We start from the raw sequence: 26,939 nt of genomic DNA, 5'->3' as shown, positions 1-26,939 counted from the left end.
ATTTTAGGTTATTTAAAATTAAATAGAAAATTTGACGAGTAAATAAATGAAAATAAAATAATAAAATTTCGTTTTTGTCTAAGAAAGGTCCTTAGCATTTCTGCATAGTGTTCTTCCCTGAAAAAAAGCCACCTAACGTTCAGTTAGGTGGCTTTTATAATATAGACTAAGAATTAAATTTATAAACCAGCGTTTTTAAATGCTGCACTAACCAATACTTGTGCTTCGCTAATTATTGTTTGAAGGTGTTCTTCACTGATAAAGCTTTCAGCGTATATTTTATAAATTTCTTCAGTGCCAGATGGACGAGCTGCAAACCAGCCGTTATCAGTAACAACTTTTACGCCACCTATTGCAGCGTTATTACCCGGTGCATGGCTTAGTACAGCAGTAATTGTTTCACCTGCAAGTGTGTCTTGCTTAACATCATCTTTCGATAATGAAGTTAATACCTTTTTCTGCTCTGTAGAAGCAACAGCCTCAACACGCCCATAACACGGTTCACCTAATTCTTGCGCTAGAAATTGATACCATTGATATGGGTCTTTGCCCGTTACAGCAAGAATTTCTGCGGCTAACAAGCACATAATGAAACCATCTTTATCCGTTGTCCAGCAACTGCCATCCAATGATAAAAATGAAGCCCCAGCACTTTCTTCACCACCAAAGGCATAGCTTGAATCTTTTAAACCATCAACAAACCATTTAAAGCCCACAGGCGTTTCAGACAATGGTCTATCAAGTTTATCGGCTAAACGGTCGATTAACGAACTTGACACTAAGGTCTTACCGATTTTGGCAGTTTCAGGCCAGTTACGATGAGTGAGCAGATAATTTATTGCAACAGCTAAATAATGATTCGGATTCATTAAGCCGCCAGACTTGGTCACAATACCATGACGATCAAAATCGGGATCATTACCAACACTTACGTCATAATCGTCTTTCATCGCAATAAGACCTGCCATTGCGTAAGGCGAAGAGCAATCCATACGGATTTTTCCGTCTTTATCAAGCGCCATAAAACCAAAACTAGCGTCAACAACAGGGTTTACAATCTCAAGGTTTAAACCATACTTTTGTGCTATTACTGGCCAGTAGTCAATACCCGAGCCACCTAATGGATCGACGCCAATTTTAATGCCCGCCTTTTTGATAGCGTTCATGTCGACAACTTTAGCAAGCTCATCCACATAAAAGTTAATGAAATCTGACTTGGTTAATAATTCAGAACTCATCGCTTCTATAAAGCTAACTTGTTTAACATCACTTAAACCATTGGCTAATATTTCATTAGCACGTTGTTCGATAAGTTTAGTGATCTCACCTTCTGCCGGCCCACCGTGCGGTGGATTATATTTTATCCCCCCATCACTCGGTGGATTATGTGAAGGTGTGATAATTAATCCATCAGCTTGAGCGTCATTCGTTGCATTATGAGCAATGATTAATCTGGAAATAACAGGAGTAGGAGTAAATCCTTCATCTTGTTGAATAACAACAGGCACACCATTAGCAATTAAAACACAGATGGCATTAATAAATGCAGGCTCGGATAAAGCATGAGTGTCTTTACCTAAATATAAAGGCCCTTGAAATTGATGCTGTGTCCTGTACTCAGCGACCGCCTGAGTTATTGCTAATATATGGTTTTCATTAAAACTTGTCTTAGCAGCAGAGCCTCGATGACCTGAGGTACCAAAACTTACTTGTTGAGCCGCAATATTTACATCAGGTTTAAGAAAGAAATAGTCACTGGTTAATCGACCAATGTTAATTCTGTCTTCTGGTCTTGCTGGTTTACCGGCATGAGGATGAATGCTCATCATTAGTCCTTCAATATCTAGCTTGGCATTAATTTGCCTTTATTAGTTCGCTGCAATGTTTGTAAATTAAAGAAATTCTCTAATTCTTTCAGCGTCACTTGTGCTGTAACCTAACACATTGGCAACTTCGGTAAGCATACGCTTCTTTCTTGTAGTATTTGAGTTAGTAATAACCCAAAACTCAGAATTAGGTATTTGTTTAGGTTTGGTACTGCTGCCTGCTTCTAATAAATCTAGTTCGGCTTTAGCAAAATACAAGCGATCTCGGCCTTGTATATCCAGTACAGAATCAAACTGTTGCGTATGAACACGATGCATATTACTTAAGATTAATAAAAAACGTCCTACCGCTCCCTTTTGGGTGGCAAGTTCTTCTTTGTTAATTAAGTCAAAAATGTTTTGCACATTTTCTGGCACAGATGTTTTAACTGGCTCAGGCTTTGCTACTTTTTTAGGTTTTAATTCAACTAAATCAACTGCATCTGAAGTCACTTTAGCTTTTTTAGGTTTTGCTTTAGTAACAGGTTGAGTTTCTTCTTGTACGGTTGCGTTAGCTTCAACCAGCTCATCAAAGCTTAACAGGCGTCGTAGAATGTCGGAGGCACTTTCACCAATAAACTTAGTATTACTGGCGATGTATTGATAAAGTTCGTCATCAATATCGATGGTTTTCATTTACTTTCCAATGATCTTATTTTTAGAAAGCTAAAGTATACTGATGTTATCGATAACTCTCTACCCTGTTTATGCCTGTTTTATATTTTTTTTAGCCTGATTTAAGTAATTAAAAACAAAATATATTGATGAAAAGCACATTAGCCAATTAAAATAGTGTAAATAAGTTTATTTAAGCGAACAGCCATTAGTCATGAGTACAAATAATTCGACCATAACATCACAACACCTACCGTTTCTTAATCATGTCATCAGGGGCGAAGGTGAACCATTAGTATTAATACACGGTCTGTTTGGTAGTCTTGAAAATTTGAATATGGTTGCTAAAACCTTGGCCGACCACTTTAAAGTGATCAGTGTTGATGTTCGCAATCATGGAAGTTCATTTCACCATAAGTCGATGAATTATGAAGAAATGAGTGATGATATATTTGCACTGCTTGATCATTTAAATATAAATAGCTGTGATATTTTAGGGCACTCCATGGGCGGTAAGATAGCAATGCAATGTGCCCTATCTAAGCCAGAAAGAATAAAAAAACTAATCGTTGCCGATATTGCCCCCGTTGAATACCCTCCTCATCATAATGAGATTATCGCAGGGTTATTAAGCATCAACACAAAAGAGATAAACAATAGACAAGATGCAGATAAGCAGTTAGCAAAATATGTTAATGAACCGGGAGTTAGACAGTTTTTATTGAAAAACTTAATAAAAACCGAATCTGGATTTACTTGGCGTGCGAATATCGAAAATGTCGCTAATGACTATAATTCAATAGCCCAAGGGTTTGAACTTAGGCGTCAATTTAATGGCCCAACATTATTTATAAAAGGCGGAAATTCAAACTACATTACCAGTGAACACCAAGCAGTAATATCAACATTGTTCCCATTGGCAAAAGCTAAAATCATTCAAGGTGCGGGTCACTGGTTACACGCCGAGAAAACCGTTGCATTTAACAAAATTGTGAATGATTTTCTAAGCGCATAATATATTGGTATTAATTTTCCAAATTGATGTTATTAATCAAGCATAAAAACCATGTTTTTTTGGTGCATACTCTTTAGTGTTTATGCTATAGTGCGCCCTTAAATTTTAGGGTCTATACCCGTCACTATTCATAGTGCGGGATTTCAGTGGGCGTTAAAAGCAATATAGGCAAGGCATTAAATTTAAAGAATGGTTGTTCCATTGTTAAAATTAATAACGCAGCATAAATTGTTTTTAAACCCATCGAAGAAGCGCTTGAGCAATCCCACTACTTCGTTGCAGCTATTAGTATGGTTGGTACATGGATGTATTTTATTAGAGCAACGCAGGAGCAGTTGCCGAGAATAACCATTACTACATAACTGCGCCTTGTATTGAAATCGCTTAAGCACTCTGAAACCCGCATCTTGAACGGTAACGGGTATCGAATGCTTTCCGAACATTTAGAACTTATAGAAACAATTGGTTTAAATTTATTTTTTGTCGCGATATTTTTTTTCATCGGCATGTCAATTCATGATGTAATGAAAAAAAACGATGTGCCCAAAAAAGGCAAGATGGTTGTATATTTGGTTTTATTTTTAGGGTGTGCGGGGTTCATTGCCAAAGGAGTGATCCAGATCATTTGGGAAAGTAACGGAATAGGCTAAAATTATGGCAAAAGAAGTAGCAGATTTAACAACAATCGATTTATTTGTTGATGAAAAACGCCCTGGTCGACCAAAGACCAACCCATATTCCAGGGAAGTGCAGGTTAAAATCAACAAGCGAAATCAAGTTAAACGAGACAAAAGTAAAGGCTTAAAACGAGTAGAATTTAAACTACATCATGAAGTCTTTGCTCAGTTAGATACATTAGCTAAAGATAAAGGCGTAAGCCGTAGTGAACTTATCGAGTCACTAATCATTGAAGCTTTAGCAAAAGATTAAATTAATTGAATTAAAACATTCAGTTAGTAACAGTAATTTTTAGAATTTAAGGGTTTACAAACATGGCAACTGTCGGACTTTTTTTTGGTAGTGACACTGGTAACACTGAAGCTGTCGCCAAAATGATCCAGAAAAAACTGGGTAAAAAGAACGTTGATGTTAAAGATATCGCAAAAAGCACAAAAGAAGATATCGCCGAATTTGATCTACTTATTTTAGGTATTCCTACTTGGTACTACGGTGAAAACCAATGTGATTGGGATGATTTCTTACCTGAATTAGAAGAAATTGATTTCAACGACAAGCTTGTTGCTATCTTTGGTCTTGGTGACCAAGAAGATTATGCAGAATATTTTGTCGATGCAATGTGCCCACTTCGTGATATTTGTGAAGCGAAAGGCGCAATTATTGTAGGCCAATGGTCAACTGACGGTTATGAATTTGAAGCGTCTAAAGCACTTGTTGATGATAGCAACTTTATTGGTTTAGCCTTAGATGAAGACCGTCAGCCTGAGTTAACCGAACAGCGTGTTGATGCATGGATTGAACAGTTAAACGATGAAATGTGCTTAGCTGAATTACTCGATTAATTAAGCGTTTATATTTTCCTATTAAAGCTCTGCATTGCAGAGCTTTTTTACTTCATGGACGAAGGAATGCAAATTGCCAAGGATGGCTTTAAATTTGTACTTCATCGATATAACCAATTATTCATCCACATTATGATCGTTAAATTATTCTTATTGAGTAATTTAATTACCTAATTGCAAATAATTATCAATTAGCTCTTTTATCCTCTTAAGTTAGTCCCTATAATTTGTATAACTTATTTATAGAGAAGCACGTATAAATGCCTGAGCAAAATGAAGAATTAAAAAGAGCTGGCCTAAAGGTAACCCTGCCCCGAGTTAAAATTTTAGATATCCTGCAACAGCCAGATAATCAACATATTAGTGCTGAAGATGTTTATAAAATTCTATTAGATCACAATGAAGAAATTGGTTTAGCAACGGTGTATAGAGTTTTAAACCAGTTTGATGATGCAGGGATCGTTACTCGTCATCACTTTGAAGGTGGTAAATCAGTTTTTGAATTAACCCAAAAAGCACACCACGATCACCTTGTTTGCTTAAATTGCGGCAAAGTTGTTGAATTTGAAGATGACGTAATAGAACAACGCCAATTAGATATCGCTAAAGACAATAAAATTAAACTGACTAATCACAGCTTATATTTATATGGCGAATGTGAAGATGAAGTTGCCTGTGAGCAATACCGAATAGATCATTCTTAATCGCTGTTAGATCGGCATTCCTTCGTCCATCAAGTAACAGAATTAAAAAAGCCTGCAAATGCAGGCTTTTTTAGTATTCAGCAGAGAGTAATAATATTAAATTACGCTTTACTCGCCCACGTATCTCGTAATCCAACCGTGCGGTTAAACACTAAGTGCTCAGCAGAGCCGTCTTTATTGTCTAAACAAAAATAGCCTTGACGCTCAAATTGAAACGCTTGTTCTGGTTTAGCATTAACAAGTGACGGTTCAACCTTGGCATTGGTTATGGTAACTAATGATTCAGGGTTCATTACTGAATGAAAGTCTTCCTCTGCTCCTGGGTTTGGTACAGTAAATAAACGATCATATAAACGTACTTCTGCATCAACAGATTTATTCGCTGAAACCCAGTGAATAACACCTTTTGGTTTAGTGCCATCAGTAGGGTTTTTACCTAATGTCTCTGTATCATAAGTACAGTAAACAGTAGTAACATTGCCTGCTTCGTCTTTATCACAACGAACAGCTTTAATAACATAAGCACCACGTAAACGTACGGCTTTGTCTAACACCAAGCGTTTGTATTTTTTATTTGCTTCTTCACGAAAATCTTCCGCTTCAATATAAAGCTCACGCTCAAATGGTACAATTCGAGTACCCTGCTCTTCATCACTTGGGTGATTCTTAACAGTAAGCTCCTCTACTTGTCCTTCTGGGTAGTTTTCTATAACCAGTTTAATTGGATCTAAAACAGCCATGGCACGGGGAGCATTATCATTTAAATCTTCACGAATACATGCTTCCAAAACGCTGATTTCAACAGTGTTTTCCATTTTGGTAACGCCAATTCGTTTAGCAAATTCACGCATAGACGCTGGGGTATAACCGCGACGACGGTAAGCAGCAATTGTTGGCATACGAGGATCATCCCAACCGTTAACTAAATTTTCAGTTACCAGTTGATTTAACTTACGTTTACTCATTACCGTATATTCTAAATTCAAACGAGAAAACTCATATTGATGAGGTTCTGTTTCTATTGAAATATTTTCTATTACCCAGTCATATAAACGACGGTTGTCTTGAAACTCTAATGTACAAATTGAATGAGTAACGCCTTCAATAGCATCAGAAATACAATGAGTAAAATCATACATTGGGTAGATGCACCATTTATCACCTGTTTGATGATGATGGGCAAACTTAACACGGTAAAGTACAGGGTCACGCATACAAATAAAGCTTGAAGCCATATCTATTTTTGCTCTTAAAGAACATTCACCTTCTTTAAACTCACCATTTTTCATTTTTTCAAATAACGCTAAGTTTTCTTCAACAGAAGTATCTCGATATGGGCTATGCTTACCTGGTGCATTTAGTGGACCACGATACTCTCGTACTTCATCAGGCGTTAAGAAACATACGAATGCTAAGCCCTTCTCTATCAACTCAACCGCATAAGCATATAGCTGATCGAAATAATTTGACGAATAGCGTACATCGCCAGCCCATTCAAAACCTAGCCATTTAACATCAGCTTGAATCGAATTAACGTAATCGATGTCTTCTTTTTCAGGGTTGGTATCATCAAAACGTAAGTTACATAACCCCTGATAATCTTGTGCGATACCAAAGTTAAGACAAATAGATTTTGCGTGACCAATGTGTAAGTAACCATTGGGCTCTGGTGGGAAACGAGTTTGTACTGAACTGTGCTTACCGCTGGCTAAATCTGTATCAATGATATTACGAATAAAATTGCTAGGACGGTTTTCAACTTCCGACATCTAGTGAACCTCTGAAAATTAAAGCTAATATGAAATTTATGAACCTTGGATTATAGCAACAGTTACCGCTATCTTGTAGAGCAATTAAAAAATAAACTCATACAAACTTAATTATCACTGTGTACTTCAATCAAAAGTAAAAAATGACGAGTGTCTAATGCTTAATCGAGAATATAGTCAGCAGTAATTATTTCGAGTAAATGCTGATTTGGATCTTTAAAATAGAGACCTCTGCCACCGTAATGATGATTAATTTCATTTTCATAAGTGTTTTCAGGGCCTGGGCCATAAGCAATGTTATTGTGCTGTATTCGAGCTAATATTTGATCAAACTGAGAATCAGAGACTTTAAAGGCATAATGTTGGGCAGTGAAACATTCTTTATCTCTAAAATCTAAACTTAGGGTTTTGTTTACGGTTACAACGGCAAAGTTTTCCCATACCTTGATAAATTTAAAACCAAAGATTTTCTCATAAAACTTTGCTGAAGCAAACATGTCATGACAATACACAATGGTATGATTTAAATAAATGTCCACTACGGAGCCTTAGGTTTTAGCTTTGCTGATTTTATTACCTAACTTTGCGCCAATCCAGGCCATAGGAATATAGGCAAATACTAAATCAACGACAATAAACCACACGGGTGCTGGGATCATAAAAGAAGCAGTTATGCCACCGGCTAAGAATACCGCGCCAATAATATAAGCGATAATGACTTGGCGCTTTGCAGCAATAACAAACGCAACGGCAGCTCCAACAAGTGTACCCGCCGCATGCGCCACAAATGGCGTTACAAAGTGCTTGGCTTCAAATAGGTGAATGGAGTCCCGAATCGACTCGGCATTACTAACATCCACTCCTGCTGGTGGTGGAATTAGTCCAGGACCATAGATTACTATAGCCATGTTTACAGCGCTGCCTATTCCCAAACCAACAAACACCGCCAGTATATTTCTAATGATATCCATTAGCCCTCCTGTTCTTGTTAAATTTAATTTTTGTTGTTTAGTATTTTGAGGTTACTCTGAAAATTCAGCCATCATCCTCTGCTTTATTTCATCTTCAGATAAGTCCTCTTTATGTGTTCCTAGCGTCCAAATATGACCGAATGGATCTTTTAGCGTACCTGCTCTGTCGCCATAAAATTGATCGGATACGGGTTTTAACTCAATACCTCCAGCGTTAATTGCCTTTGTAAAAGACTGGTCTACGTTTTCCAAATAGAGCATTAAACTTACACCGGCTCCGCCTAGGGTTTCCGGGCTAACAAATCCCATATCCATATATTCTTCTGCAAGCATGATATGAGAGTCACCAATTTTAATTTCGGCGTGCGCAATGCCACCATCAGGCGTATTGAGGACTAAAATTATCTCTGCAGAAAAGGCATTTTGGTAAAACTTAACCGCTGCATTACCATCTTTGACTATTAAGTATGGTGTTATTGAATGATATCCATCGGGAATAGCTTTTACTGGCATAACATTTACCTTGTATTAACCGTGATATTCTATTTATAGGTTAAATTGGGCAATTATCAATTTTGCACAAAAATAAATCAGCCAAAATCAATCATTTGGCGATATTATTTCAGAGTCCCTATATTGACGAAAGCACGGTAAATCATCATTCGGGCTGTACCAACCGACTTTTGATTCGACGAATATATGTGCATCAGGACTAATTTTCACTTCGTCATCTAGCGTTGCTAACGCAATTTCAATGGTACTATGCAAATCGCTGTTTGATGATCTAAACGTTAAGCTTGAACCGCACTGTTTACAAAATTGACGAACCGTGTTGTTACTTGCCCTATAGCTTTGCAAAAATGACTCACCGCTAAGCCATTTAAAATTTTCATATTTAACATCAGCAAACGTTGAAAAAGCAGCGCCATGAAATTTTCGACACATGCGGCAATGACAGTTCCCTACCATAGGTTCAAACTTACTTACCGAAAAGGTTATGCTCCCGCATAAACAGCTGCCTTTACTTGTCATTTGATATACCTCATTCAGAAATGCTTCAAGGATAAATACCATGATGCATTAACGGTTATTGGAAAGTTTAAAGAACTCTTGAGCTTTGTAACGATATATCAGCCCATTGCCAAGATTTTTCATAACGCGCTTTTATTTGCTCAGCCTCGACAAGCTTTTCTTGCTTTATAAGCGACTGGTACAAACCATACAATGACCAGCCATTTTCTGGAAATGTTTGTAAGTCCTGAAGATAAACTTGTTCGGCCCCTGCAAAATCACCACTTGCAAGCAAAATAGCCCCAAGTGATTGCCTTACGGGATAATGCCAGTCTGACGGTTCGTTATAATTGAGTTTATCTTCTAAATCTGCAGCTTTATTCAAAACAGTAATTGCTTCTTTATAATTGTTTGCTTGACCTTGCATCTCCCCTTCAAGCACTAAAGAGGCAATTTGAAGCACGTTATATGCATCGTTAATTTCCCAAACGGTAATGTTTTTTAATGTGTCATTATTCGCTATTTTTCGCAGTTTAGTTAATTCATCCTCTGCTTTAGATAACTGTTTAGTCGCAACATATCTCATTCCTTGAGCATAATGCCAAACACCTAATGGATACTGTAAGTCAGTTTTAGGTTGTACTAACGACTTAATTTCATCCCATTTTCCAAACCTAACATAAGCGTACGTAGGCGTTACCCAATAATGCTGTAGAGTGCCATAACCAACTTCTCGCATCAGAGATTGATCAATGTGTTTAGCCATATGTTCTGCAGCCATAATTGCTTTTTTACTATTGCCTTGCATAGTAGCCATGGCCCAAAGAAAGTGACGATTATGAGGTACGTAGGCGACAGGATATATTCCTTGCTGATGACATTGTGCAATATACTCACTGTCGACAAGAATAGCTTTTTCATTCGCGACTACCCCATCTTGATAGCGCCCGGTTCTAATATAAATATGTGATGGCATGTGCACTAAGTGACCTGCACCTGGCACTAAGTCACGGAGTATATCGGCGCTATCGAGTGCGCGTTCTGGCGTTTTCGATGCTTCAACCGCGTGAATATAATAATGAATTAAGCCAGTGTGACGCGGATGTTTTTTTAGCCCAACTTCCAATACGTCAAGGATTTTCGGAGTCCACTCTTTCGGCCTGCCATCACCGTACCAATAATCCCATGAATGTATGACCATGAGTGCTTCAGCAAGCATGGTTCTAATATTAGGGTCATCTGGGTAAATGCTTACCAGTTCTTGCATCGCTTCGGCATAAGCTTGGTCTAACTCTGCTCGGTCTATTAGGCTTTCATCTGTGCTATATCGACGAGCAAGAGCATCAATCAAATGTTTCTCCTTAAGTGAAGCAAATTTCTTAAGACTCTTAGCTTTATTTATTGCTTCATAGGCAGGCTTTACTGCTGAAGATTCCATCGCAGCATTAACATTAGGCCCAAGCACTAATGCCTGTCCCCAAAAGGCTATTGCCGAATTAGGATCTAATAGAGAAACTTGCTGATAAGAGCGCCCTGCCTCTAAGTGATTAAAGCCATAAGTGAGTGCGATTGCTTGATTAAAGAATTGATTAGCCCGTTTATCTTTACTTGAGATTTCAAAGTCATGTGTTCCCATGCCCGAAAGTAATGGTGCTATTTGCCCTTTAAATAGCTTTTTATCTGGTGTATCGCCTTGGGCGAAAGGAACAAGACTAATGACAATAAACAAACCTATTAATAGCTTTTTCATTGTTATAAACCGCTCACTGTAATATGAATGATCTTATAATCTTAGTGTAAAAAATTGAAAAAACTAAAATAAGTTGATCAATAGAAATTTAAACTTATATACATCTAAATCTCTCTTATCTAAGTATCATTTATTGGCTTTTGTGAATGGGAATACCTGCTGTTTTATCATTCCATCGGGCATGTAATCACCAACAACGCCATATTCATCGGGCCATTCCTTTTCCCCTTTTACAGCTGTACCCAATAAATAATCTAAAAAAGAAAAATGCGCGGCATAATTTCTATCTATTGCAGCTTTATCAGAAGAGTGATGCCAATGGTGAAATTGTGGCGTAACGATAATGTATTGCAACCAACCAAAATTGATGCGTACATTGGCATGATTAAATACTGCCTGCAACCCAACAATTACAACATATAAATCAATGACTTGTTTAGAGAACCCTAAAATAAATATTGGTGTTAATACCATACACCGAGTTACAATTAATTCGAGAATATGCTGACGAGAACCGGCCAGCCAATCCATTTTCTTGGCACTGTGATGTACCGCATGAAAGCTCCATAACAAAGGGACTTCATGATAAAACCTATGAGTTATATATTGAATAAGATCGGCAGCTAAAACAATTAAAAACACCTGCAATAAAAGTGGTTGTTGCAAGATAAAAGTTTGTACAACATCTGTTTGAGCCCAGCCGAATAAACCATGAACAAAGTGGTTAGTTATCAATAAAACAAAACCAACAATTAAATGATTTACAAAAAAATGATGTAAATCGGTTTTCCAAGCTTCTCTTAAAATTGCTTGGTCTTTTCTATGTGGTAGTAATTTTTCAATAAAAATGAAAATGATAGTCGAGCCCAATAAGTCTAAAATAAACCAATCCAAGCCAATGTAGTTGGTATCATCAGGGAAATCTGTAACTTCAACAGTGTGGCCGCCCATCAAAATAGTCGCAATGATAAACACCCACGCAACTGCCCCCATGCGTTTATTAGTATTGCGAACAAAATTTAATAAACCAAGGGCTCCTGCTATCACCAAAGAATAAAACAGTACTTCCCTTAGTAGACTCACATCATAATTTGCTCTTAATTCAGGCGTAGTTAAATATTCAGGGTAGTGAAAGGCAAGAGCTCCTAGGCAGGAAAGGATAGCTAACATGCAGGCGACATAACCACTGATCAGCCCTTCACCAAACCGTAGTTCTTTAGAACGAAATATTTTATCCGACATATTACCCATAACGATCCCTTATTATTTTTTTTGTGTAGAGAATTTTACTGTTGACCCATAGCTTTTAATATATCGGACAAAAGGGTAAATGGAAACATCCCCTATTTAAGCGCTTACAACATGTTAAAACCAAAAAGGCCGCTAATGCGACCTTTGTAATATATTTAAAGCTAACACGGTAAAAGGTTGTTTAACCTCGACAATCACCAGATAAAAACGTTTGATCAATATCCGTTTTATTTTCACCTTGAGCAATAAGACCTTCCACCGGTTCATCGTAACCACAGAGCCAGGAAATAGGACTCATCGCACTGCCCTCTACTACGGCAGGTCTAAAAGAAAGATATTTTCCCTTAAGAGGTTCCGGTGCATCATGCCCCATCAATATATGAAAAGCTCCGTTCTCTACAGTGACACTTTCAATTTTATTAGTCATAAGCTTAAGAGGATCTGGCAAACCGCTTTGTGCGTTATCTACGGGGAACGCTAATTTGTTGAGGTAATAGTCATTGATAGGACGCTTTAAGTTTCCTGCATATGTCACCGGTTCAGCCATGTGCGCCTTCATGATGTAAACGGTGTAACTTGGCAACGCAACAGAAGCTAAAATACCTATGATTGCAACAACAATCATTAATTCAATTAAAGTAAATCCTTTTTGTTTCATTATATTATTGCTCCTAATGAAAATATTGGCATGTACATAACCGTGATTAAATAACCAATGGCTAGAAATAAAGAGATTTGTAAAAAGTTAAAGTAACGGTTAATTAATCTGTTGAAGTCAGGCTCTATACTCTTTTTCATAGTAACGAGTAAACCTTTAAATTCATGTGAAAGTTCTATATTTTGTGAATTAAACTGTGAAATAGAGAGAAGTATTGTAGATGAATTTTTGCCAAGCGCGATATCTATGGGCGCTAATAACAATTCGTTAAGACGAGTTAAGTTACTATTCAATTTTTTTGATAACAACTTACTGCCCTTCAGGCTTTTACGAGACACTAACTGCTCATCCAAGTTTTTAGTGTTACGTATTAAAATAAAAATCAAAATAAATAATATAGTTAAAACCAATATCGAGGTTGCATAAATCGCATCAAACGCTAAAAATTTAGAGTCTAATTCATTGTCAAATAGTTGATAAATTTTGTTAAAACTAGGTAAGACAAATACTTTAAATATTGAACCAACGGTAAAATAAACAACAGCTAAAGCAACCATATAGTTTATTTTCTGCTGCTGTTTAACTATTGTCGATTCGTTAAAGCTGATCTCATCCATGTCAACTGCATTATAATTATGCAAACACTTTAATAATTTTTCACTGTCGTTAATGAGTAAAATTTCTTGAAATAATCGTGCCGGAGCACCAATGAGTTTATCTTTACTAAAAAGAGCAGATACATCAAATGCATCCAACTCTTTAATTGCTTGCTTTGGTGAATAACCCTGCTCAAGCTTTTGGGTTAAAAATCTACATTTAAAGTGGAAGTGGGACCAACTCATAATTCCATTTATCTTGTTGTTATAATTGACAAATACATTAATTCATCACTTAAAATTTAGCAACTAATGTTTTTTGTGAAAAATTTAAAGGTAAAAATAAAAGGCCGCTAATGCGACCTTGGAATTGTAATGAGTAGGTTTATTGGAATTACTGCTGTTGCTGGAATTTATCTTTTGCTTGTAAAGCAGCATCCATATCAAGACCTAATTCTGCAACCGCATCTTGGATTAATTGCGGATTGGTCATTACCTGCATCATAAGTTGCTGAAGTTTATCTTGAGCAATCCCCATTTGGCTGATAATCGCCATTGCTACCATAGGGTTGTCAGTAAGTTGCTTAAATACATCTGCAATTTGTTGATCAGAAATATTTTCATCTTTTAATAATTGAATAATTGGGTTCATATTTAGTCACTTTCTATTAAGTAGTTAATACAAAAAAGGCCGCTTTCGCGACCTCTTTACAGTGTTAACAAGTGGTAATTACCAACCTGTTTTCTCTTTAAGAGCTACACCAATGTCAGCTAGAGAGCGAACTGTTTTAACACCTGCAGCTTCTAAAGCAGCAAATTTCTCGTCAGCAGTACCTTTACCACCAGCGATGATTGCGCCAGCGTGACCCATACGCTTACCTTCTGGTGCAGTAACACCAGCAATGTAAGATACAACAGGTTTAGTAACGTTAGCTTTGATGTATTCAGCAGCTTCTTCTTCAGCAGTACCACCAATTTCACCAATCATTACGATTGCTTCAGTTTGTGGATCGTTTTCGAACATTTCTAAAACGTCGATGAAGTTAGTACCTGGGATAGGGTCACCACCAATACCTACACATGTAGATTGGCCGAAACCTGCATCAGTAGTTTGTTTAACGGCTTCGTACGTAAGAGTACCAGAGCGAGAAACGATACCTACTTTACCTGGTAAGTGAATGTGACCTGGCATGATACCAATTTTTGTTTCGCCTGGAGTGATAACACCTGGACAGTTAGGACCGATCATTCGGGCACCAGATTGTTCAAGTTTAACTTTCACATCAACCATATCTAACGTAGGAATACCTTCAGTGATAGTAACGATTAATTCGATACCAGCATCGATAGCTTCCAAAATAGCATCTTTACAGAAAGGTGCTGGAACGTAGATAACAGTAGCAGTTGCGCCAGTTGCTTCAACAGCATCACGTACTGTATTGAATACTGGTAGGCCTAAATGTTCTTGACCGCCTTTGCCTGGTGATACACCACCAACCATTTGCGTACCGTAAGCAATTGCTTGCTCAGAGTGGAACGTACCTTGACCGCCAGTGAAACCTTGACAGATTACTTTAGTGTCTTTGTTAATTAATACAGACATTATTTAGCCTCCGCAGCAGCTACAACTTTTTGTGCAGCATCAGTTAATGATTCAGCAGCGATGATGTTTACATCAGAGCTTGCTAATACTTCACGACCAGCTTCAGCGTTAGTACCTTCTAAACGTACAACAACTGGAACTTTAACGCCTACTTCTTTAACTGCATCAATGATACCTTCAGCGATCATGTCACAACGAACGATACCACCAAAGATGTTAACTAAAACAGCTTTAACGTTGTCGTCAGAAAGAATGATTTTAAATGCTTCAGCAACACGTTCTTTAGTAGCTCCACCACCAACATCTAAGAAGTTAGCTGGCTTGCCGCCGTGTAAGTTAACGATATCCATAGTACCCATTGCAAGGCCGGCACCGTTAACCATACAACCAACGTTTCCGTCTAGGGCTACGTAGTTTAATTCCCACTGTGCAGCGTGCGCTTCGCGCTCATCTTCTTGAGATGGATCGTGCATTTCACGGATTTTAGGTTGACGGTATAAAGCATTACCATCGATACCGATTTTGCCGTCTAAACAGTGAAGGTTACCTTCATCAGTAATAACTAATGGGTTGATTTCTAATAATGCGAAATCAAAATCGTTGAACATTTTACCAAGACCCATAAAGATCTTAACAAATTGCTTCATTTGAGTAGGGTTTAAACCTAATTTAAAACCTAACTCACGTGCTTGGTAAGCTTGAGGGCCTACAAGTGGATCGATTTCTGCTTTGTGAATTAACTCAGGAGTTTCTTCAGCAACAGTTTCAATCTCAACACCACCTTCGGTAGATGCCATGAAAACAACTTTGCGAGTACCACGGTCAACAACTGCACCTAGGTATAATTCGTTGGCGATATCTGTACAGCTTTCAACTAAAATTTTTGAAACCGGCTGACCGTTTGCATCTGTTTGGTAAGTAACTAAGTTTTTACCTAACCAGTTTTGTGCAAACTCTTTGATTTCTTCTTTAGTTTTAACTAGCTTTACGCCACCAGCTTTACCGCGACCACCAGCGTGAACCTGAGTTTTAACAACCCACATGTCTCCGCCGATTTTGTCCGCAGCTTCTGCAGCTTCTTGAGGTGTATCGCAAGCGAAACCTTCAGAAACCGGTAAACCATATTCAGCGAATAATTGTTTCGCTTGATACTCATGTAAATTCATGATGTTTCCCAATTGCTTTTTGAAATGGAGCTAATGTGCTTAACCAGTTAAATTACTGAGTAAATACACTAACCTGTTATAAATTTGCCGTGATTATATAGTGAAAAGCAAGCTGATTAAAGCCCTCTGTCACACATTCATGACGAATAATTACAAATGACCTAAAAAAGCAGTAAATATGCGGTTTTTAGCCTCTAAAACTTTAGTCTAAGATAAAAAAGTTTCAAGTAAATATTTAACTAGATAAATTCCGCCGTTATCCCCGAGAGAGGAGCGAGATGACGATAATTCACTTTGAAATCCATATACAAAAAAGCCGCTATAAAAAGCGGCTTTCTATTAATCATTTTTTAGATTAGATATCTAAAAGAAGACGAGCTGGATCTTCAAGTAACTCTTTGATAGTTACTAGGAAACCAACTGACTCTTTACCGTTAATACATGTATGAGCAACGGTGATCGTAAGATAATGCTAAATACATCATTGGTAAGATTTCAACTTTGCCGTTAACAGCCCTTTTGAGTTCTGCCTTGGATTTGTCAAAATCCAGACATAAAAAAGCCGCTATAAAAAGCGGCTTTCTATTAATCATTTTTTAGATTAGATATCTAAAAGAAGACGAGCTGGATCTTCAAGTAACTCTTTGATAGTTACTAGGAAACCAACTGACTCTTTACCGTTAATACATGTATGAGCAACGGTGATCGTAAGATAATGCTAAATACATCATTGGTAAGATTTCAACTTTGCCGTTAACAGCCCTTTTGAGTTCTGCCTTGGATTTGTCAAAATCCAGACATAAAAAAGCCGCTATAAAAAGCGGCTTTCTATTAATCATTTTTTAGATTAGATATCTAAAAGAAGACGAGCTGGATCTTCAAGTAACTCTTTGATAGTTACTAAGAAACCAACTGACTCTTTACCATCGATAAGACGGTGATCGTAAGATAATGCTAAATACATCATTGGTAAGATTTCAACTTTACCGTTAACAGCCATAGGTCTGTCTTGGATTTTGTGCATACCTAAAATTGCCGCTTGCGGTAAGTTTAGAATAGGCGTTGAAATTAATGAACCAAATACACCGCCGTTAGTAATAGTAAAGTTACCACCAGTCATTTCATCCATTGTTAACTTGCCATCACGACCTTTAATCGCTAAATCACGGATGCCGTTTTCAATACCAGCCATACCTAATTGGTCAGCGTCACGAAGTACTGGAGTCACTAGACCACGAGGAGTAGAAACCGCAATGCTAATGTCGAAGAAGTTGTGATATACAATATCATCGCCATCAATTGATGCATTAACAGCTGGGTAGCGTTTAAGCGCTTCAGTAACCGCTTTTACGTAGAAAGACATAAAGCCTAAACGAGTATCATGAGTTTTCTCGAACAAATCTTTATATTGAGCACGAAGATCCATGATTGGCTTCATGTTTACTTCGTTAAACGTCGTAAGCATTGCCGTTGAGTTCTTAGCTTCTAATAAACGGTTAGCAATCGTTTTACGTAAGCGCGTCATAGGAACACGTTTTTGACTACGCTCGCCTTGGGCAACAACTGGAGCAGAAGGTGCAGGAGCGGCTTTAGGAGCAGCCTTAGGTGCTTTAGCAGCACTTAGGTGTGCTTCAACGTCTTCTTTAGAAATACGACCGCCTTTGCCAGTACCTTTAACTTGTGCTGCAGTTAAGCCATTTTCAGTTAATAAACGACGTACCGATGGGCTAGCAACGTCGTCACCAGCAGTGTCTTCACTTGCTGCAGCAACTGGTGCAGTAACTGCACCTGCATTTAAATGACCAATGGTTTGATCGCCTAATACAGTATCGCCTTCAGCGTGGATAATTTTACCAATTACACCATCTTCTTGAGCTACAACTTCAAGTACAACTTTGTCAGTTTCAATATCAACAAGATTTTGATCGCGGCTTACTGTTTCACCTTCGCTAACATGCCAAGTAGAAACCGTTGCATCTGCAACAGATTCTGGCAATACAGGTACGTTAATATCAATTACTTTAGCAGCTGCAGTAGGAGCTGCATCGGTAGATTTTTTAGCCGCAGGCGCTGCTTTTACATCGCTAGCACCAATAACACCAATCACTTGCTCTCCCAGTACCGTAGCACCTTCTTCTTCGTTGATTGCAGAAATTACGCCATCTTCAAGCGCGACTACTTCTAATACTACTTTATCAGTTTCAATATCCACTAATATTTGATCACGTGTTACTGAATCGCCTACTTGTACATGCCATGTAGCTACCGTTGCGTCAGCAACTGATTCTGGTAAAACTGGAACCTTAATTTCAGTTGTCATTTTTATTCCTTAGAAATCTTAAATTCAAATTACCTAACTTTTCTTAAGTTAGGCTTTGTTAATAGTTAACGCATCATTCACTAATGCTTGCTGTTCTTTTACATGCAAAGACATATAGCCACATGCAGGTGCTGCTGACGCTGTGCGACCGGCATAAGTCAAAGTAGCCCCTGTTGGCAAGACACTGCGGAAATGGTGTTGACTGCAGTACCATGCGCCTTGGTTTTGAGGCTCTTCTTGACACCAAACGAAATCTTTTGCGTTTGGATATTGTGCGATAACGTCTTTCAATTCTGCTTCAGGGAACGGATATAATTGCTCAATACGAACAATTGCTACGTCTTTCTGATCATTCTTACGGCGTTGCTCTAATAGTTCGTAGTAAACCTTACCTGAACACATAACAACACGTGTAACATCCTTAGCATTTAACTCATCAATTTCACCAATCACATTGTGATAAGTTCCATCAGCTAACTCTTCTAATGAAGAAACCGCTAAAGGATGACGAAGTAATGATTTAGGCGACATTACAATTAATGGACGACGCATTGGGCGTACCACTTGGCGACGTAACATATTAAATACTTGCGCCGGAGTAGAAGGCACACATACTTGCATGTTGTGATCTGCACATAACTGTAAAAAACGCTCTAATCGAGCCGATGAATGCTCTGGACCTTGACCTTCATAACCGTGCGGTAACAAAATAGTTAAGCCACATAAACGGCCCCATTTTTGTTCGCCAGAAGAAATAAATTGGTCAAATACCACTTGGGCACCGTTGGCAAAATCACCAAACTGAGCTTCCCAAATGGTTAAGCCACTTGGCTCTGCCGTGGTGTAACCGTATTCAAAGGCTAATACTGCAACTTCAGATAATACTGAATCGTATACTTCAAATGGTCCCTGCTCTTTACTAAGGTTCTGTAAAGGCATGTAAGTTGACGCATCTTCTTGATTATGAAGTACAGAATGGCGATGGAAGAACGTTCCTCGACCAGCATCTTGTCCGGTAATACGTACGCGTTCACCAGAATCAACAATTGAAGCATAAGCTAAGTTTTCTGCCATACCCCAATCAAGTAATTTCTCGCCTGCAGCCATTTTTTTACGATCATCGTATATTTTCTTAACACGTGATTGTAATTTATGCTCTTCTGGATAGGTGCTAATACTCGTCGCTAAGGACTTCAATTTATTAACATCTATTTGATGGTCGTAGTCATCGTCCCAGTCATGACCAATAAACGGTGTCCAATCAACTGAATGCTCAGTCATTGGTCGCCATTGGTCTACGGTACATTGGCCTTCATCAAGAAGTTTACGGTAATATTCAACCAACTCTTTAGATTCTGCGCTGCTAATAGTTCGCTCAGCATCTAATTGATCAGCGTACATTTGACGAGGAGTCGGATGAGTTTTAATTTTTTGATACATTAATGGCTGAGTAGCATTTGGCTCATCAGCTTCGTTATGACCATGGCGGCGATAACACACTAAGTCAATCACTACATCACGCTTAAACGTGTTGCGATAATCAAGGGCAACCTGAGTGGCTAAAATTACCGCTTCAGGATCATCACCATTCACATGTAAAATTGGCGCCTGTACCATCTTAGCGATATCCGTACAGTACTCTGTTGAGCGTGTATCTTCAGGTTTAGACGTGGTAAAACCAACTTGGTTGTTCACTACAACTCGAATTGTACCGCCAACCTTGTATGCACGTGCTTGTGACATATTAAATGTTTCTTGCACAACACCTTGACCAGCAATTGCTGAGTCACCATGAATAGTGATTGGTAATACTAAGTCACCTTTATCACAATCACGACGGTCTAAACGGGCACGTACTGAACCAATAACCACAGGGTTAACAATCTCAAGGTGAGATGGGTTAAACGCTAACGCTAAATGTACATTACCACCAGGGGTAACAAAGTCAGATGAGTAACCTTGATGGTACTTAACATCACCTGAGCCGATTTGATCGACCTTACCAGCGAATTCATCAAACAGTTTGCTAGGGTTTTTACCCATAACATTAACTAGTACGTTTAAACGGCCACGGTGAGCCATACCAAGTACAACTTCTTTAGTGCCATGTTCGCCAGCGCGCGTAATTAACTGCTTTAACATTGGAACTAAGCTGTCGCCGCCTTCTAATGAGAATCGTTTAGCACCTGGAAATTTTGCGCCTAAGTATTTTTCTAGGCCATCAGCAGCAATCAAGTCTTTTAATATTTCAGTTTTCTGTTCTTTACTGAAATTAGCTTGCGATTGCACTGATTCTAAACGTTGTTGTAACCAACGCTTTTCAGTTGTAGAGGTGATGTGCATATATTCTGCACCGATAGAGCCACAATAAGTTTTCTCTAACGTTTTATAAATATCACCTAGTTTCATTGATTCAACGCCTACGGCTAATGAACCAACGTTAAATTCTTTATCAAATTCAGATTTAGATAAATCGTGGTGGGTCAACTCAAGATCACGAACGCGTTCACGTTTCCAAATTCCTAATGGATCAAGATTTGCGTTTTGATGACCGCGAAATCTATAAGCATTAATCAGTTGTAACACTCGTACCTGCTTAGCGTCTGACTCAGAGCCAACAGTTACATGTTTAACACCTTCTTTAGCAAGTTGACGAAATTCGTTGCGAACCACGGTGTGATTCGTTTCAATTTCAACACCATCAACTTTCTCAAGTTCATCAAATACCTTGCGCCACTCATCTGATACAGAATGAGCATTTTCAAGATATGATTCGTATAACTCTTCAATATATTCAGCGTTATTTCCGCTGAAATGGGAAGACTCTAACCAAGCCTTCATTGCACCTTCGGGCATTGCCTGTTCCTATGGATAACAGCAACAAAACCAATAACGTATAACCGCTGTCTATATTTGGTTAAAAAATTGTTATTGATCAACCTAGTAAAACTAAAATGCCAGACCCATAAAATGGGTCTGGCGATATACCTTATAATAATTAGCTATGATAACTAACTATTAGTGTATTTAGTTATACCGCTCTTTGTAGCAACATTGATTTGATTGAACCAATGGCCTTAGTAGGGTTTAACCCTTTAGGACATACGTCAACACAGTTCATGATGCCGTGACAACGGAAAACGCTGTATGCGTCTTGTAAGTTGTCTAAACGCTCATCGGTTGCAGTATCACGGCTATCGATAAGGAAACGATAAGCATGTAATAAACCTGCAGGTCCGATAAATTTGTCTGGGTTCCACCAGAAAGATGGACAAGATGTTGAACAACAAGCACATAAAATACACTCGTATAAACCATCAAGCTTGTCACGCTCCTCAATTGATTGAAGATGTTCACGAGCTGGTGGGTTTTGACCATCGTTAATTAAGTATGGCTTAATTTTTTCATATTGATTATAGAACTGAGTCATATCAATAATTAAGTCACGCACTACCGGTAAACCCGGTAATGGACGTAAAACAATAACTTTAGCTTTAACATCTGATAATGGCGTAATACACGCTAAGCCATTTTTACCATTCATGTTTAAACCATCACTACCACAAACACCTTCACGACATGAACGACGGAAAGATAATGTAGAGTCTTGCTCTTTTAATAAAATAAGAGCGTCTAGTACCATCATGTCAGATCCTTCTGGAACTTCCAGAGAGTATTCTTTCATGTATGGTTTTGCGTCAACATCAGGGTTGTAGCGATAAATTGAAAACTTCTGATTCATGTCAACAACTCCTTAGTAAGTTCTAGCTTTCGGAGGGAAAGCATCACGGTGTACTGGTTCCATGTTTACATCACGCTTACTCATCTCTTCATTTCCAGGAGAGTAAATTGAGTGACATAACCAATTTGCATCATCACGTTCAGTGAAATCTTGACGGGCATGAGCACCACGAGATTCTGTACGGAAGTTTGCAGCTTTAGCTGAACAGAAAGCAGTTTCCATTAAGTTATCTAACTCTAAACACTCAATACGCTGTGTGTTAAATTCAGAAGACTTGTCATCTAATTTAGCATGTTGCAAGCGTTCACGAATTTCCGTTAACTCTTTCATGCCTTGCGCCATAGCTTCGCCTTCACGGAATACCGAGAAGTTCATTTGCATACAGTTTTGTAGATCTTTGCGGATTTGAGTAGGATCTTCGCCCTTCTCACTACCTTCCCAACGATTATAACGAGCAAGGGCTGCGTCTAAATCAGATTGTGATGCATCTTTACCGCTTTGCGTATCATTTAGGTAAGTACCTAAGAAGTTACCCGCTGCACGGCCAAATACCACTAAATCAAGTAATGAGTTACCACCTAAGCGGTTCGCACCATGTACAGATACACAAGCAATTTCACCAACAGCAAATAAACCTTCAACAACAGTCTCAGTGCCATCAGCAGCAATTGATAATGCTTGACCGTTAACGTTACAAGGTACACCACCCATTTGGTAGTGACATGTAGGAATAACTGGAATTGGTGCTTCAGCAGGATCAATGTGAGCAAATGTTTTCGATAAATCACACACACCAGGTAGACGCTTGTAAAGAGTCTCACGACCTAAGTGATCAAGTTTCAGTTGAATGTGCTTACCAAATTGTGGATGGTCAAGACCGCGACCTTCACGAATCTCAGTCATCATTGAACGAGCAACAACGTCACGACCTGCTAAATCTTTAGCATTAGGAGCATAACGCTCCATGAAGCGTTCGCCGTCTTTATTAAGAAGGTAACCACCTTCACCACGACAACCTTCAGTAACTAGTACACCTGCACCAGCAATACCGGTTGGGTGGAACTGCCACATTTCCATATCTTGCATTTGTACGCCAGCGCGAAGTGACATACCAACACCGTCACCAGTGTTAATGTGAGCATTAGTTGTTGATGCAAAAATTCGACCAGCACCACCAGTTGCTAATACTGTTGCACGAGACTTGAAGTAAACAACTTCACCAGTTTCAATACAAACGGCAGTACAACCAACAACGTTACCGTCATCGTTTTTAACTAAATCTAATGCATACCATTCAGAAAATACGTTAGTTTTGTTTTTAACGTTCTGTTGGTATAAACAGTGAAGAAGAGCATGACCTGTACGGTCAGCTGCAGCTGCTGTACGAGCCGCCTGTTCGCCACCAAAGTTTTTAGATTGACCACCGAATGGACGTTGGTAAATTTTACCTTCTTCCGTACGAGAGAACGGTAAACCCATTTTCTCTAATTCAATAATTGCTTCTGGACCGGTTTTACACATGTATTCGATTGCGTCTTGGTCACCGATAAAATCAGAGCCTTTAACGGTATCGTACATGTGTTGTTCCCAATGATCTTCATGCGCGTTACCTAGTGCAACAGTGATACCACCTTGCGCAGATACCGTATGAGAACGAGTTGGGAAAACTTTTGAAATCAAGGCACAAGATTGACCTGATTCACTAATTGCTAAGGCGGCACGCATACCTGCACCACCAGCGCCGATTACTACGGCATCAAATTCACGAACTGGAACGTTGTTCACTTAAACACCCCACACTGTTAATAGTACAGCTAAAACATATACGAATAGCGTAATAGTAAAAATAAATTGTAAGAAACCACGTAACTTAACGTTTTTAACGTAGTCTGTTAATACCTGCCAAATACCAATCCATGCATGGAAAAGTACTGCTATAACAGCAAGTATTGTAAAAATTTTCATGCCAAGGTTTGCAAACAAACCTGACCAAGCTTCATAGGTAACTTCAGGAGTACAAATAAAGAAACACATCATAAAGATGCTATATAAAGCTAAAACAATTGCGCTGGCGCGGATCAAGATAAAATCATGAACACCGTTGCGACCTAAAGTTGCGATATTGCCTACCATAACCAAACTCCTGCTACTACAGATAATATGATCCAAAGAGCGATTACGAACTTGGCACTAGTTTGCCCCGAACCTTTCTCTTCTAGATGACCTAGATCCATTATTAAGTGACGGATACCGCCAACAAAGTGATAAGTTAGAGCAGAGATAATGCCCCACATGATGAATTTAAAGAATCCACCATCTAAACATTCCTTGACCGAGTTAAAACCGGCTTCGGAAGAAAGAGATACTGAAAGGGTCCAAATTAAAATACCTACAGCGAAAAACATCATTACACCACTTATGCGATGTAGAATAGAGGCTTTACCAGCTGCCGGTAAATTGATTGTAGATAAATCAAGATTTACAGGTCTTTGTTTTTTCACAGTTCTTTGCCTAAAAAGTTATGTATCAAACTATTGTTATTTATTGTAGCTTTTTATTTTCCATAATAAGAAAACGAAAAGATACTCTACTTTAGTAAAAGTTTTTATTTTTAATTATCTATTATGGCAATATTAGTAGAAAACCTTACAGCCGTAAAAGATCGGGGGGAATTATATAGCCCTACATATTTAATTACAATTTTAACGAAGGTTTTATTACACTTTGTTGTCATTTAGCACAAATATCATCCAAAAGTATTATTTTCTTTCAACTTGTAAAGTTTTAAATTGACTTCCTACCCCATACTTAGAGTAGAATACGGGCAATTTTATATTCATGAATAGTGACTAAGTTTTCACAACATTTGATTTACATTAATGTTTATCATCTGTATTTGAATACAATTGCAAAGATTAAGTTTGCTTGCTTTATTTTTTAAAAGCACACATACACATGAAACTTATAACTATAAATACAGATAAGAGGAAGAACTATGGCTGAGAATAAAGCCACTCTGAGCATTAATGGCAAAGAGATCACAGAATTACCAATTTTATCAGGTACTGCTGGCAACGACGTTATCGATATTCGTACCTTAGGCAGCAATGGCTACTTTACTTATGACCCTGGATTTTTAGCGACAGCGTCTTGTGAATCAGAAATTACATTTATTGATGGTGGTAAAGGTATTTTACAACACCGTGGTTATGCTATTGATGATTTAGCTAACAATGCTGATTATCTAGAAGTTTGTTACGTTCTTCTTAATGGTCATGCACCTAGCCAAGAAGAGTACAATGATTTTGTAAACATCATTACTAACCACACTATGGTACACGAAAAGCTAGCTAACTTTTTCCGTGGTTTTATGCACGATGCTCACCCAATGGCTATGGTTTGTGGTGTTGTTGGTGCTTTATCATCGTTCTATCATTCAGATTTAGATATTACTGATGCAGAACAACGTAAACGCTGTGCACACCGTTTAGTTGCTAAAATGCCTACTATTGCGGCAATGGCTTATAAATACAGTATTGGCCAGCCATTTGTTTACCCTCGTAATGATTTATCTTACGCTGAAAACTTTTTACATATGATGTTCTCTGTACCAGCAGAAGACTATAAAGTAAGCCCTACGCTTGCAAAAGCAATGGATCGTATTTTTATCCTTCATGCTGATCACGAGCAAAATGCTTCAACATCAACAGTTCGTTTAGCTGGTTCATCTGGCGCAAACCCATATGCTTGTATCGCTGCAGGTGTTGCTTCACTTTGGGGCCCAGCTCACGGCGGTGCAAATGAAGCATGTTTAACTATGCTTGAAGAAATTGGCAGTGTTGATCGTGTTGATGAATTTGTTGCTAAAGCAAAAGATAAAGCTGACCCGTTCCGTTTAATGGGCTTTGGTCACCGTGTTTATAAAAACTTCGACCCACGTGCAACAGTAATGCGTGAAACTTGTCATCAAGTATTATCTGAGCTAGGTGTAGAAGATCCATTATTAGATGTAGCTATGGCTCTTGAAAAAGTAGCGTTGGAAGACCCTTACTTTGTAGAGAAAAAATTATACCCTAACGTAGATTTCTACTCAGGTATCATTTTAAAAGCCATTGGTATTCCAACAAGCATGTTCACAGTAATCTTTGCTATGTCACGTACTGTTGGTTGGTGTGCACACTGGGATGAGATGTTAACTCAACCGGGCCAAAAAATTGGTCGTCCACGTCAAAACTACACTGGCGAGTTAAATAAAGAATTTACTCCTCTTGCTTCTCATAAGTAAGAAGATTCAATCTTGATAGAAAGGCTGCATTTTGCAGCCTTTTTTTTTACTCAATTTTCCGAATTTTTGATAAAATATTGCTTTATCATGAATTTAGC

Annotated in this window: 26 protein-coding genes and 2 pseudogenes; 6 read left to right on the top strand and 22 right to left on the bottom strand. The window is 38.3% G+C overall.

All coding sequences use genetic code 11. The annotated features are described in order from the left end of the window. Positions 1-179: 179 nt before the first annotated feature. On the bottom strand, positions 180-1,826 hold the full coding sequence (gene pgm, locus RI845_RS08560; RefSeq protein WP_348389522.1) for a phosphoglucomutase (alpha-D-glucose-1,6-bisphosphate-dependent): 1,647 nt from the start codon (positions 1,824-1,826) through the stop codon (positions 180-182). Positions 1,827-1,892: 66 nt separating this feature from the next. Beyond that, entirely contained in the window at positions 1,893-2,501 is a 609-nt protein-coding gene (gene seqA / locus RI845_RS08555) for a replication initiation negative regulator SeqA (protein ID WP_348389318.1), read from the bottom strand. Positions 2,502-2,694: 193 nt separating this feature from the next. Here seqA and RI845_RS08550 point away from each other — a divergent pair, with 193 nt between their 5' ends. From RI845_RS08550 to fur, 5 genes are all read left to right on the top strand, one after another. Further along, positions 2,695-3,495: an alpha/beta fold hydrolase gene (locus RI845_RS08550; RefSeq protein ID WP_348389317.1), complete on the top strand. Its 801-nt coding sequence runs from the start codon at positions 2,695-2,697 to the stop codon at positions 3,493-3,495. Between the two features lie 428 nt (positions 3,496-3,923). Continuing rightward, positions 3,924-4,145 carry a DUF2788 domain-containing protein gene (locus RI845_RS08545; RefSeq protein ID WP_348389316.1) on the top strand — a complete coding sequence of 74 codons (222 nt, stop codon included), beginning with the start codon at positions 3,924-3,926 and terminating at the stop codon, positions 4,143-4,145. 4 nt (positions 4,146-4,149) lie between these two features. Beyond that, positions 4,150-4,425, top strand: coding sequence for a LexA regulated protein (gene ybfE / locus RI845_RS08540; protein ID WP_348389315.1), 276 nt, complete (start codon positions 4,150-4,152; stop codon positions 4,423-4,425). Between the two features lie 62 nt (positions 4,426-4,487). Further along, positions 4,488-5,015, top strand: a complete 528-nt coding sequence (fldA, locus tag RI845_RS08535; RefSeq protein ID WP_348389314.1) for a flavodoxin FldA — start codon at positions 4,488-4,490, stop codon at positions 5,013-5,015. Positions 5,016-5,275: 260 nt separating this feature from the next. After that, entirely contained in the window at positions 5,276-5,719 is a 444-nt protein-coding gene (fur, locus tag RI845_RS08530; protein WP_348389313.1) for a ferric iron uptake transcriptional regulator, read from the top strand. A gap of 101 nt (positions 5,720-5,820) precedes the next feature. On the opposite strand, the gene glnS is transcribed toward fur, so the two are convergent. From glnS to sdhC, 20 genes and pseudogenes are all read right to left on the bottom strand, one after another. Further along, positions 5,821-7,488, bottom strand: a complete 1,668-nt coding sequence (gene glnS, locus RI845_RS08525; protein WP_348389312.1) for a glutamine--tRNA ligase — start codon at positions 7,486-7,488, stop codon at positions 5,821-5,823. 161 nt (positions 7,489-7,649) lie between these two features. Then, positions 7,650-8,027 carry a VOC family protein gene (locus RI845_RS08520; protein WP_348389311.1) on the bottom strand — a complete coding sequence of 126 codons (378 nt, stop codon included), beginning with the start codon at positions 8,025-8,027 and terminating at the stop codon, positions 7,650-7,652. 9 nt (positions 8,028-8,036) lie between these two features. Beyond that, on the bottom strand, positions 8,037-8,459 hold the full coding sequence (locus tag RI845_RS08515; RefSeq protein ID WP_348389310.1) for a hypothetical protein: 423 nt from the start codon (positions 8,457-8,459) through the stop codon (positions 8,037-8,039). Between the two features lie 51 nt (positions 8,460-8,510). Then, positions 8,511-8,972, bottom strand: a complete 462-nt coding sequence (locus tag RI845_RS08510) for a VOC family protein (RefSeq protein WP_348389309.1) — start codon at positions 8,970-8,972, stop codon at positions 8,511-8,513. An 87-nt stretch (positions 8,973-9,059) separates the two neighbouring features. After that, on the bottom strand, positions 9,060-9,491 hold the full coding sequence (locus RI845_RS08505; protein WP_348389308.1) for a GFA family protein: 432 nt from the start codon (positions 9,489-9,491) through the stop codon (positions 9,060-9,062). A 67-nt stretch (positions 9,492-9,558) separates the two neighbouring features. Next, the gene (locus tag RI845_RS08500; protein WP_348389307.1) at positions 9,559-11,220 is read right to left on the bottom strand and encodes a tetratricopeptide repeat protein; all 1,662 of its coding nucleotides are present in this window, start codon (positions 11,218-11,220) and stop codon (positions 9,559-9,561) included. Positions 11,221-11,346: 126 nt separating this feature from the next. Next, on the bottom strand, positions 11,347-12,462 hold the full coding sequence (locus tag RI845_RS08495; protein WP_405054125.1) for a sterol desaturase family protein: 1,116 nt from the start codon (positions 12,460-12,462) through the stop codon (positions 11,347-11,349). 190 nt (positions 12,463-12,652) lie between these two features. Beyond that, positions 12,653-13,129 (bottom strand): pilin, encoded by a 477-nt coding sequence (locus tag RI845_RS08490; protein WP_348389305.1) that lies wholly within the window; start codon positions 13,127-13,129, stop codon positions 12,653-12,655. Further along, positions 13,129-13,971, bottom strand: coding sequence for a hypothetical protein (locus RI845_RS08485; RefSeq protein WP_348389304.1), 843 nt, complete (start codon positions 13,969-13,971; stop codon positions 13,129-13,131). The genes RI845_RS08490 and RI845_RS08485 overlap by 1 nt, the downstream gene beginning before the upstream one ends. Positions 13,972-14,119: 148 nt before the next feature. Then, positions 14,120-14,377: a DUF2999 family protein gene (locus RI845_RS08480; RefSeq protein ID WP_348389303.1), complete on the bottom strand. Its 258-nt coding sequence runs from the start codon at positions 14,375-14,377 to the stop codon at positions 14,120-14,122. Between the two features lie 78 nt (positions 14,378-14,455). After that, positions 14,456-15,328, bottom strand: a complete 873-nt coding sequence (gene sucD / locus RI845_RS08475) for a succinate--CoA ligase subunit alpha (protein WP_348389302.1) — start codon at positions 15,326-15,328, stop codon at positions 14,456-14,458. Then, positions 15,328-16,494 (bottom strand): ADP-forming succinate--CoA ligase subunit beta, encoded by a 1,167-nt coding sequence (gene sucC, locus RI845_RS08470; protein WP_348389301.1) that lies wholly within the window; start codon positions 16,492-16,494, stop codon positions 15,328-15,330. The genes sucD and sucC overlap by 1 nt, the downstream gene beginning before the upstream one ends. A 355-nt stretch (positions 16,495-16,849) precedes the next feature. Then, positions 16,850-17,009 (bottom strand): annotated as a pseudogene (locus RI845_RS08465) (2-oxo acid dehydrogenase subunit E2); the annotation flags it as partial. Between the two features lie 86 nt (positions 17,010-17,095). After that, a pseudogene (locus tag RI845_RS08460) lies at positions 17,096-17,255 on the bottom strand (2-oxo acid dehydrogenase subunit E2); the annotation flags it as partial. Positions 17,256-17,341: 86 nt separating this feature from the next. After that, positions 17,342-18,814, bottom strand: coding sequence for a 2-oxoglutarate dehydrogenase complex dihydrolipoyllysine-residue succinyltransferase (odhB, locus tag RI845_RS08455; protein WP_348389300.1), 1,473 nt, complete (start codon positions 18,812-18,814; stop codon positions 17,342-17,344). Between the two features lie 48 nt (positions 18,815-18,862). Continuing rightward, on the bottom strand, positions 18,863-21,670 hold the full coding sequence (locus RI845_RS08450) for a 2-oxoglutarate dehydrogenase E1 component (protein ID WP_348389299.1): 2,808 nt from the start codon (positions 21,668-21,670) through the stop codon (positions 18,863-18,865). Between the two features lie 175 nt (positions 21,671-21,845). Further along, the gene (locus RI845_RS08445) at positions 21,846-22,556 is read right to left on the bottom strand and encodes a succinate dehydrogenase iron-sulfur subunit (RefSeq protein WP_348389298.1); all 711 of its coding nucleotides are present in this window, start codon (positions 22,554-22,556) and stop codon (positions 21,846-21,848) included. A gap of 12 nt (positions 22,557-22,568) precedes the next feature. Next, positions 22,569-24,341, bottom strand: a complete 1,773-nt coding sequence (gene sdhA / locus RI845_RS08440) for a succinate dehydrogenase flavoprotein subunit (protein WP_348389297.1) — start codon at positions 24,339-24,341, stop codon at positions 22,569-22,571. After that, a complete protein-coding gene (gene sdhD, locus RI845_RS08435; RefSeq protein ID WP_348389296.1) occupies positions 24,342-24,689 on the bottom strand; it encodes a succinate dehydrogenase, hydrophobic membrane anchor protein in 348 nt (115 codons plus the stop codon). After that, positions 24,683-25,057, bottom strand: a complete 375-nt coding sequence (sdhC, locus tag RI845_RS08430; RefSeq protein WP_348389295.1) for a succinate dehydrogenase, cytochrome b556 subunit — start codon at positions 25,055-25,057, stop codon at positions 24,683-24,685. Before sdhC ends, sdhD begins: the two co-directional genes overlap by 7 nt. Positions 25,058-25,551: 494 nt before the next feature. On the opposite strand from sdhC, the gene RI845_RS08425 reads away from it, so the two are divergent. Then, the gene (locus RI845_RS08425) at positions 25,552-26,841 is read left to right on the top strand and encodes a citrate synthase (RefSeq protein ID WP_348389294.1); all 1,290 of its coding nucleotides are present in this window, start codon (positions 25,552-25,554) and stop codon (positions 26,839-26,841) included. Positions 26,842-26,939: the final 98 nt, after the last annotated feature.

The sequence above is a fragment of the Thalassotalea nanhaiensis genome, assembly GCF_031583575.1.
Taxonomy (GTDB): Bacteria; Pseudomonadota; Gammaproteobacteria; order Enterobacterales; family Alteromonadaceae; genus Thalassotalea_A; species Thalassotalea_A nanhaiensis.
This window is presented reverse-complemented; position numbering and strand designations above follow the sequence as displayed.